The 9,468-nt window shown below is 70.7% G+C and carries 6 protein-coding genes; 1 reads left to right on the top strand and 5 read right to left on the bottom strand.

Annotated features, from left to right (window positions below):
- Positions 1-32: 32 nt before the first annotated feature.
- The 5 genes from phsA to ACFTZL_RS34915 all read right to left on the bottom strand — a co-directional run bounded on the left by phsA (position 33) and on the right by ACFTZL_RS34915 (position 8,259).
- Positions 33-1,919 (bottom strand): O-aminophenol oxidase PhsA, encoded by a 1,887-nt coding sequence (gene phsA, locus ACFTZL_RS34895; protein ID WP_382591329.1) that lies wholly within the window; start codon positions 1,917-1,919, stop codon positions 33-35.
- A gap of 116 nt (positions 1,920-2,035) precedes the next feature.
- Positions 2,036-4,201, bottom strand: a complete 2,166-nt coding sequence (gene cyc2 / locus ACFTZL_RS34900) for a germacradienol/geosmin synthase Cyc2 (RefSeq protein WP_382591333.1) — start codon at positions 4,199-4,201, stop codon at positions 2,036-2,038.
- A 105-nt stretch (positions 4,202-4,306) separates the two neighbouring features.
- Positions 4,307-5,491, bottom strand: a complete 1,185-nt coding sequence (locus ACFTZL_RS34905) for a damage-control phosphatase ARMT1 family protein (RefSeq protein WP_382591336.1) — start codon at positions 5,489-5,491, stop codon at positions 4,307-4,309.
- Between the two features lie 64 nt (positions 5,492-5,555).
- Complete coding sequence (locus ACFTZL_RS34910) at positions 5,556-6,203, bottom strand: ScbR family autoregulator-binding transcription factor (RefSeq protein ID WP_382591339.1); 648 nt, start codon at positions 6,201-6,203, stop codon at positions 5,556-5,558.
- 256 nt (positions 6,204-6,459) lie between these two features.
- Positions 6,460-8,259: a S8 family serine peptidase gene (locus ACFTZL_RS34915; RefSeq protein WP_382591342.1), complete on the bottom strand. Its 1,800-nt coding sequence runs from the start codon at positions 8,257-8,259 to the stop codon at positions 6,460-6,462.
- Between the two features lie 352 nt (positions 8,260-8,611).
- Here ACFTZL_RS34915 and ACFTZL_RS34920 point away from each other — a divergent pair.
- On the top strand, positions 8,612-9,468 hold an 857-nt coding region (locus tag ACFTZL_RS34920), incomplete at its 3' end, for a lytic polysaccharide monooxygenase (protein ID WP_382591346.1).

A 9,468-nucleotide genomic window follows, 5' to 3' on the forward strand; every position in this document is an offset into this window, starting at 1 on the left:
CCTGCCGGGCGCGGTGCGAGCCGGGGATCGGATCAGCCCGTGTGACCCTCCCCGTGGCCGCCATGGGCCCCGCCGTGGTCGAACTTCAGCACCGGAGCGGGCATCACGACGAAGGGCCGCATCATGCCCATGTCCTCGTGCTCCAGCAGATGGCAGTGGTACATGAACCGGCCGTGCGCGCCGTCGAACTTCCCCATGACGCGCAGCATCTGGTTGCCGGGCACCCGGAAGACGTCCTTCCAGCCGCGCTCGTTGGGCGCGAGCGGGATCCTTGTGCCCGCGTCGTACCTGATGGGCGTCCGCGTGCCGCCGATCTCCGGGTCGAAGCCCGACACGTCGTACGCGTCGCGGCCGAGGAGCTGGAAGTCGGCCAGATGGATGTGCATGGGGTGGACGATGGGCGCGAGGTTGAGGAAGCTCCACTGCTCGTGGCTGCCCTCGGCGATGGTGTAGCCGAGGGCGTCGTTGAACGTCCGTGCCGTGCGCCGGTACGTCCTCGTCTTGCCGTCCGGGCCGGTGATCTGGATGACGCCGTCCGTGGGGACCTGGATGTCGCCCGGGTGCTTGACCTCCGCCATCTCCCACATCTCGGGGTGACCGCCGGCCCCCTTCGTGGCGGGCGGGGTGAGGACGACCAGGCGGTGGCCGTGCCCGACGTCGTGGGTGAGGCGGCGGAAGGAGCCGGAGAGCACCGTGGGCAGTTCGAAGGCGTCCGGCTCGCAGGTCTCTCCGATCCGGAACTCCATGACGGCCGGGTACGGCACGTCACCCGCCGGGTCCGGGACGCCGGGCGGCTGGTTGCGGCCCTTGTTGACGAGGCGCAGGGTCCGGCCCTCGAGTCCCCGGAAGTCGGCCAGCAGGTCGAAGCGTTCGGCCGGGGCCGCCGTCAGCGTCGGCAGGGTCTCGTCGAAGTCGACCGGGACCGGGCGCGGCAGCAGCCCGCCGTCGCTGCCGATCTGGTGGAGCACACCCGGGACCGGGTTGTTCTCCTCGTCGACGAGGACGAGGTCGTAGATCCGCGCGTTCGAGGCGTTGACCAGCCGGAACCGGTACCAGCCCGCGTCGGCTTCGGTGTACGGCCAGATCCGGCCGTTGACCGTGGTGTACGGCCCGGTGAACGGGATGGAGACCGGCTTGCCCGTCTCCGGGTTCTCGTCCTGGACGATGACCGTCTTGTGCAGCAGCCGGCCGTTGAGGCGGCCGTCCTCGTCCGTGTCGAGGTTGCGGTCGGCGAGCAGCAGCGGGATCTCCCGCTCCCCGCACGGGAGATGAAGGGCGTCCTCCTCGTCGTCCCGCACGAGGTAGGTGCCGTACAGGCCCGTCATCACGTTCCACCGGGTGATGTTCATGGCGTGGTCGTGGTACCACCACTGCACCGCCTGGTGGTCGTTCGGGTACTCGGAGAGCTGGGCGTCGCCGTGGGCGACCGCGTTGTCGGCCCAGCCGTCGTTGCCGCCGCCCGTCTGGGCACCGTGCAGATGGGTCACGGACCAGGCGGGCAGGGCCGCGACGTCCTTGTTCGGCTCGGCTCCGTCGCGTCCGGGTTCGGTGCTCGACTGCGGGCGGCCGTCCCGGCGGAGCTTCACCTCGACGGAGGTCACCGGGTACTCGCTGTCCCGGGGAATGCGGTTGGTCCAGGCGATGCGCACGCGCTGCCCGCGCCGGACCTCGATGGTCGGGCCCGGCACCTGGCCGTCGTAGCCCCACATCAGGGTCGGCGGGAGCTGCGGGTGCAGGCGCACCCAGGCCGGGCGCAGGGCGATCTCCGTCTCGCGCAGGATGTCGCCGGAGGCGGGACGCAGGACGGGCGGGACGGGCAGCGGCGCGACGTACGGCGTCAGTTCTGCCGGTGCGGGTGCCTGCGCCTGATGCTCCGTCTTCTCGTTGCTGTCGGCAGGCTTTTCGATGATGTCGGTCAAGGTGGAAACCCCCGTGTGGTGCGTTGTCTGTTCCCCTCACACAGGAAGACCCCCGGCGCACCGCCGGGGGTTCCGCGATGTCCCGTTCCGAGTCGATCTGGCCTGAAAACGTCGTCTCAGCCGAGTGCGGGCACGGGCACGGCGGGAGCCCGGTCCGGGAGGAAGCCGTGGGCGCGCCGGGCCAGCCAGGCGGCCTTGTAGCGGTCCACCTCTCGGTGCCAGTGCAGGATGCCCGCCAGCCAGTTCCGCAGGTCCGTGACGTACTCCCCCATGATGGCGCGCGCCTCGTCCGAGAGCTGGAAGTCCTCGTACAGGACGGGCAGTTCATGCTCGACGACGTGCTCGAACTGCCGCATGCGCTGGCTCATCAGGTCGTGCACGATGCCGAGCGCGGCCGGGTAGTCGCAGCCGAAGAAGGACTGCACGACGAGGATCGCGTTGTGGATCTCGCCCTCGTACTCGATCTCCTTCTGGTACGAGAAGACGTCGTTGGTCAGGCACGCGAAGTCGATCGCGGCGTTCTCCAGGGAGCGGACCGGGCCGCTGCGGTAGACCTCGGGCGGGACGGCCGGGCCGTGCCCCATCCGGCAGAGGCTGAGGGTGAGGTCGGAGCCGAAGGTCGCGCGGCGCATCTCCAGGTAGTCGACCGGGTCGGGGACGCGGTTCTGCAACTGGTTGGACAGCTCCCAGACCCAGCTCTCGGTCATGACGTTCACCGAGTCCTTCAGGGTGCGCCGCGCCTCGGGCGTCATGTCCGCGGTGGTGCGCAGCCACAGGTCGACGAGGCCCCGCTCCATGGCGTCGGCCGGGACCGGCGGCGTCTCGCCGTCGACCGGCATGCAGTCGGACAGGCGGGCCGTGGTCAGCCGGGCGGCGGCCAGGTCACGCCGGTGGCCGTAGACCAGCGGGTAGTAGTCGTCGCCGTAGGTGCCCCAGGCGAGCCACTGCGCGCTGAGGTCGAGGGCCTCCGGTGTGGCGTCGGGGTCGATGCCCGCCGAGCAGAGCGCGAGGTCGTAGGCCCTGAGCTTGTCCTCGTCCCAGACGCCCTCGGCGAGGATGCCCATCCGGTCCGCCCAGTGGCGCAGATTCCGGCGGGCGTCGTCGAGGTGCGGGCTGAGTCCCAGCGGGAACGGCATGCGGATGTCGGGGATCCGGGACGGCCCGACCTTCTGGTACGGCACGTGCGTGTAGGAGCGCAAGCGCTCGGCGCCGGCCGAGGCGAGCAGGGCGCGGACGTCGGCGGCGGAGGTGCCCATGCCGGAGCATCCCGGCCAGGGGTTGCCACCGCGCACGGCGTTCTCGTTCATGTAGCGGCTGGAGCGCAGATGCCACTCGTGGCCGCCGGACTGCCAGTCCTGCAGCCCCTTCGTGTACGCCGCGACGGCCGCCACCTCGCCCGGGGTGAGGCCCTTGTCCAGGGCCACCGCGGGCACTTCGGTGAACGCCGTGTGCTCGAACTGGTGGAGGCGGGAGGTGAGGACGTCGTTGACGGTGTCGGCGGCCTCCTGGGTGGTGCAGCCGAAGAAGGTCTCCAGGACGAGCACGCCGTTGCTGAGCTCGCCCTCGTCCTCGACCTCCCGCTGGTAGGAGAACAGGTCGTTGCGCAGATGCACGGCGTCGGAGAACGTCTCCATCAGCACCCTCAGCGGCCTCGACCCGGCGACACCGGCGGGCACTTCGGCGGTCGCGTACTCCACGAGCCCCGCAGACCAGGGGGCGCCGCCCACCTTGCGGCGCATCTCGATGTACTCGACGGGGTTGGAGATCCGCCCCTCGTTGATGTTGGACAGCTCCCACATGGACTCGTTCAGCAGGTGCTCGGTGGCCACGGCGAAACGGCGGCGCCAGTCCTCCGACATCCTCGGCACGGTGCGCGCCCACAGATCGGCGAGACCCGCCTCGACGGGGTTCTCCGGTTCCGGTACGGGAGTCGAGAGGTCCAGCGGCATGAACAGCGGCAGCCGGTCCAGGTGGGCCTTGCCCGCGAGGCGGTCCTGGCTGCGCTTGTACATCTCGAGGAAGTGGTCGTCGAAGAAGAAGACCCACACGTACCAGTCGGTGATGAGAGCGAGGGCCGGGCCGTCGCAGTCGGGGTGGGTGTAGGCGCAGAGCAGGCCGTAGTCGTGCGCGTCGAGGTCGGCCTGCTCCCAGACGCCGGATCCCTCCAGCATGCCCATCTCGCGCGCCCACTGCGTCGAGTGCGCGCGGGCCTCTTCGACATGGGGGTTCAGCCGCGCGGGGTGCGGCATGTAGAAGTGCGGGAGTTCGAACGGCTGCGTCATGGCCGGGCCCTACCCGGCGCCCCGCGGCGGCATCCGCGGGGCGGGACATGATCACACCATCGCGTGAATCGAACGTGAAACCAGACGTTTTGGAGGTGGCCTGGCCTAGCCGGGGACCCTCACCTGGATCAGCGCGTGTGTGCCGCTGGTGCGCCAGCGCTGGTCCTCCGCCGCGACCAGTTCGGCCTCCGTACGGCTGTCGAGGCCGGTGATCACGTCGGACTTCAGGGTGCGCAGGGCGGCGACCGGGCCGGGGAAGTACGCGGTGACGTCCGCGAAGGGAGTCGTCGGGGACCAGAGCCGGTCGCCCACCAGGCGGCGGTAGTTGAGGTCGCCCTTGACGATGGTGAGGGTGGCCGAGGCGAACTCTTCGCGCAGGTCGCCTGGCATCTCCTCGTACGGCAGCGGGGCGCTGGAGAAGGGGTGGGCGCGCAGGACGAGGCGGCCGTCGGCCAGGGCCGACCACAGGTGCCGTCCGTGGTCGGCGGCCGCTCCCCCGGCACCGGTCAGCCGGCGCAGCGCGTCGACCACGTCCGCGGTGGTGGCGTCGGAGACGTAGTAGGGGTACGGCTTGACGTGCAGGACCGCCCGCCCGATACGGCCGTGGGCCAGGAGGTGGGCGATGAGCAGCAGATCGGGCACGAGTTCGCGGCCCGCGTTGTCGGCGACCAGGCACAGGGTGCCCGTGCCGTTACCGTCGAGCAGGGACCACAGCCGGTCGCTGTCGTCGGCCACCAGACCGGGGGCGGCGTCCGCGTCCCGTGCGCCCTCGGCGGAGAGGCGGAAGCCGAGGTCGGCCCGGTTGCCCCAGAGGGAGCCGTGCAGCAGGGCCTGTGCCTGTTCGTCGGCGGGCCGGTTCGCGAGATCGTCGAGTGCGGCCAGTTCCTCGTCGGTCTCGGCGGAGTCGAGTTCGGCCAGTTTGAAGGGGCGGAAGGGGTCGATGCCCTGCCAGGGGCCCGGGCCGAACCAGCCGACGGCCTGGAGCAGCCGGCGGTAGAACCAGCTCTCGGACCACAGCCACGGCACGTCGAACCAGGAGCGGCCGGTGTACTCGCGCAGCCCCCAGGTCTCCCAGTGGTCCCGGTCGTGCGCGTCGGCGGGGAGCGGTTCGATCTCGCCCTTGGTGCAGTTCGCCAGCAGGTCGTCGAGCGCGCGGTGCTGCCCGGGTTCGTAGGGGAAGGCCTCGCGGACCTGCCGGATGATCGCGGGGTGCCGCTCGGCCAGCACGCTGTGGGGGAACGAGCCCGGCTGGTTGCCGAGGAGCACGGGTGGGGTGGGGGTGTCGGGCATGCGGCTCACCGTAGCGCGCGGGTCTCTCGCACCGGCCGACCCTGTGCCGGCCCGGGCCGCTGGGTCAGACCGGCGCGATCTCCCGCTCCAGGCGGGCCGCCAGGCTCAGATAGCGGGCGCGGCGGGTCACCGGGACCAGGCTGCGGATGAGTATGTTCCACATCTCGGCGGTCCTGCGGGGCTGCCGCGCGACGGGCTCGCGGGAGCGGCCCACGACCCGGGTGCCGACGAAGAAACAGACCAGGGAGTGGGCCACGACATCGACATCGATGTCCGGGTGGACGTCGGATTCCTTGACCGCGCCGACGAGCCGGTTGGTGACGATGTCCAGCCACTCCGTGAAGGGGTGACTCAGCGGCGGCCGCGGCTGGATCCCGCCGGTGGCGAGCCGCAGGCCGGCCCGCAGGACCGGGTCCTCGACGGACATGCGGGTGATGCCGAACGTGAGGCGCATCAGCGCCTCCAGCGCGGTGTGGCCGCGGTTGTCGGTCTCCGTCGCCAGCCGACGGGCGGTGTGCGACTGGAGTTCGAGGATCGCGTGGGCGAGATCCTCCTTCGCCGCGAAGTGGAAGTACAGGGCACCCTTGGTGACCTGAGCGTGCTCCACGATGTCGCTGAGACTGGTCGATTCGTAGCCGCGACGGTCGAACAGGTCAGCGGCGGCCGTGATGATCGTCGAGCGGGTCTGCTCGGCTCGCAACTGCCTCGCCATCGGCTGAACTCTCCCGGGACGGAAATGAACGGGTCATGCCGTTTGTTTTTACCCCCCGTACACGATAACTCACCCTCAGACGGCGTTCATCACACCGGTGTACCGGAGTGCGGGTGCACATCCGGCAAAACAATCGCAACTGGTGAAAGAAAACAGCGCGTTCGGTATCTAACTGTGGGGGTTGTGCGGGCAGACGTAAAGGCGGGCCGGCCGGTGCCCATCCGCACCGGTCGACCCGCCCGCTGGTGATCGCGAATCAGAAGGTCAGCTTCCAGCCGTTGAGCGTGCCCGTGTCCTGCGCCGAGGTGTCCTGGACGCGCAGCTTCCAGGTGCCGTTGGCGGTCTCGCTCGACGCGTTCACCGTGTAGGTGGTGTTCACGTTGTCGGCGGAGTCCGACGCGGCGGACTTCAGACGGTACGTCGAACCGTCCGGCGCGACGAGGTCGATGACGAGGTCGCCGCGGTAGGTGTGGGTGATGTCGACGCCGACCCGGAGGGCCGAGGGAGCGTTGCCGCTGCGGCCGGTGACGCTGATCGGCGACTCGATCGCCGCGCCGTTGTCCGGGACGGCGACGGCGGTGGTGCTGGAGAAGGTCGTGCCGGTGGACGTACCGCCCTTGACGGCCTGGACCGTCTTGGCGGCGTCCGCGAGGCCGGCGCCGCAGCCGCCGGAGCAGGTGCCGGGCAGGGCGCGGGCGTTGGCCTTGATGGCCGACTCGATCTGCGCCGGAGTGAGGGCGGAGTTCGCCGACTTCAGCAGCGCGGCGAGGCCCGCGACGTGCGGGGTGGCCATGCTGGTGCCCTGGTAGGAGGCGTAGTTCTCGCTCGACGGCGTCTTCGTGCCGGAGTTCAGCGTGGACAGGATGCCGTTGGCGGTGGAGGTACGGGTCTCGCCGCCGGGGGCGGAGATGTCGACGAGCGAGCCGTAGTTGGAGTACGAGGCACGGCTGCCCGCGCGGTTGGTCGCGGCGACGGAGATGACGTTGTTGCAGTTCGCCGGGGAGGAGTTGGAGACGTTCTGGTTCTCGTTGCCGGCCGCGACGACGACCGAGGTGCCGCGGTTCACGGCGCCGGTGATGGCGCTCTGGGTGGCCGTGGAGCAGGCGCCGCCCCCGCCGAGGCTCATGTTGATGACCTTGGCGACGTTGGTGTTGGCGGGAACGCCGGAGACCGTGCCGCCGGAGGCCCAGGTGATCGCGTCGATGATGTCGGAGTCGTAGCCGCCGCACTTGCCGAGGACGCGGACCGGGGAGATCTTCGCGCCGTAGGCGATGCCGGCGACGCCCTTGCCGTTGTGGGTGGCGGCGGCGATGGTGCCGGCCACATGGGTGCCGTGCCAGGAGGAGCTGGAGGCCGGGATGCCCTGGCCGCACTCGTCGGCGTTGTACCAGTCGCCCGGGTCGGCCGGGTTGCTGTCACGGCCGTTGCCGTCGACGGAGACGGCGGTGTCGGAGATGAAGTCGTAGCCGCCGACGATGTTCGCGGCCAGGTCGGAGTGCGTGACGTAGCCGGTGTCGATGACGGCGACGGTGACGCCGCTGCCGGTGGTGGTGTCCCAGGCGGCCGGGACGTTCATGCCCGCGGTGGACTCGAACAGGTCCCACTGCTTGCTGTAGTCGGTGTCGTTCGGGGTGACGGCCGTCGGCTTGTTCAGACGGTCCGGAACGACGTAGGCGACCTGCGGGTCGGCCTCGTACTGGGCGACGACGTCGGCGACGGAGGTCCGGGTGGTGTCGGTGCCCAGCTCGACGAGGGCCGCGCCGGTGCCGAGGCGGCGCTGGAAGTCGACGTCCTCGCCGGTCTTCTCGGCCTTGGCCTCGGCGTCGGCCGCGGCGGCCTTGTTCGACTTGGCCTCGGTGGCACCGGACTTGTAGCCGACGATGAGGCGCTCGGCCGTGGTGCCGGGGGCGGCCTCGGTCCGGGCGGTGGGGATCGCGGCGGGGCGTGGGGCGGACTCCTGGGCGACGGCGACCGAGGCGGGGGCGGCGGTCAGCAGGGCGGCGGAGACGACGGCGACGGATATGAGCTTCCGTCTGAGCTCTGGGGAGGTACGCACGGTCGTTGCCTTTCGTGGCCTGACTCCGGGCTGGGCGGAGCGGCGGTGGAGTCGCTTCGTCGTCGAAGCGGAGGGGGGTGGTTCGAAAAGCGACGCGATGGCCGGCCAGGCGCAGAGAAGGCGAGCGGACCGTTCGGGGTTGCCTGTGGGTCGGCTGTGGTCGAACGATAGGCAAAGGGAAGGTCATCGGGATACGGGGGAAACCCTCGATCCGGCGTGAAACCCACCCTCTATGGCGGGCAGTTGGGCGCGAACGACCCTTTTCGAACGCACTGTGCGCAGTGAACGCGCCGGGACGGTTTCCCGTACTGCACTACCGACGTTGCCGCCCCGGCCGAGGAGACGCAGAGGCATGCCTCGTACGACCGCACACCGCACCGCACTCACGGCCGCCCTCGTGACCCCGCTGCTGCTACCGCTGTGGGCCGCCGGGCCGGCGGGGGCGCACGGTGCGCCGACGGATCCGGTGAGCCGGGTGGTGGCCTGCTCCCCCGAGGGCGGCGATCGCGTCGGCTCGGCGGCGTGCCGCGCGGCCGTCGCCGAGAACGGCGCGCCCTTCACGGCCTGGGACAACCTGCGGCTGGCGAACGTGAACGGCCGTGACCGGCAGGTCGTCCCCGACGGGAAGCTGTGCAGCGGGGGTCTGCCCGCCTACCGGGGCCTCGACCTCGCCCGCGCCGACTGGCCGTCGACCCGGATGACACCCGGCGCGACGCTGACCATGCGGTACGTCTCGACGATCCCGCACACCGGCACGTTCCGGATGTACCTGACGAAGCCCGGCTACGACCCGGCCGGGCCGCTGTCCTGGTCCGACCTGCCCGAGAAGCCGTTCGCGGAGGTGACGGACCCGGCCCTGACGGACGGCGCCTACCGCCTCGAGGCGACCCTGCCGTCCGACCGGGCCGGGCGGCACGTGCTGTACACGGTGTGGCAGAACAGCAGTACGCCGGACACCTATTACTCGTGCTCGGACGTGGTGTTCCCGGAGAAGGACGCGGTGGCTCCGCAGAAGGAGGCGGCGCCTCAAGAGAAGGAGGCGGCGTCTCCGGAGAAGAAGGAGCAGCAAGAGGAGCAGAAGGAGAGCGAGAAGGCGGCGGAGGGGGAGAAGGGGGTGAAGCCGGCAGAGAACGCCGCCGGCCCGCAGCCACAGGGCGACCACACCCCGGTGGCCGCCACCTCCGGCCCCGGCTCGGGCCCGTCCACGCC

Origin of the sequence: Streptomyces sp. NPDC056948 (genome assembly GCF_042674225.1) — a bacterium.
Taxonomy (GTDB): Bacteria; Actinomycetota; Actinomycetes; order Streptomycetales; family Streptomycetaceae; genus Streptomyces; species Streptomyces purpurascens.

Bases quoted from the DNA above. Each gene is read 5' to 3' on its own strand.
- cyc2 (WP_382591333.1), bottom strand. From the start codon at position 4,201: ATGACGCAGCCGTTCGAACTCCCGCACTTCTACATGCCGCACCCCGCG.
- ACFTZL_RS34905 (WP_382591336.1), bottom strand. From the start codon at position 5,491: ATGCCCGACACCCCCACCCCACCCGTGCTCCTCGGCAACCAGCCGGGC.
- ACFTZL_RS34910 (WP_382591339.1), bottom strand. From the start codon at position 6,203: ATGGCGAGGCAGTTGCGAGCCGAGCAGACCCGCTCGACGATCATCACG.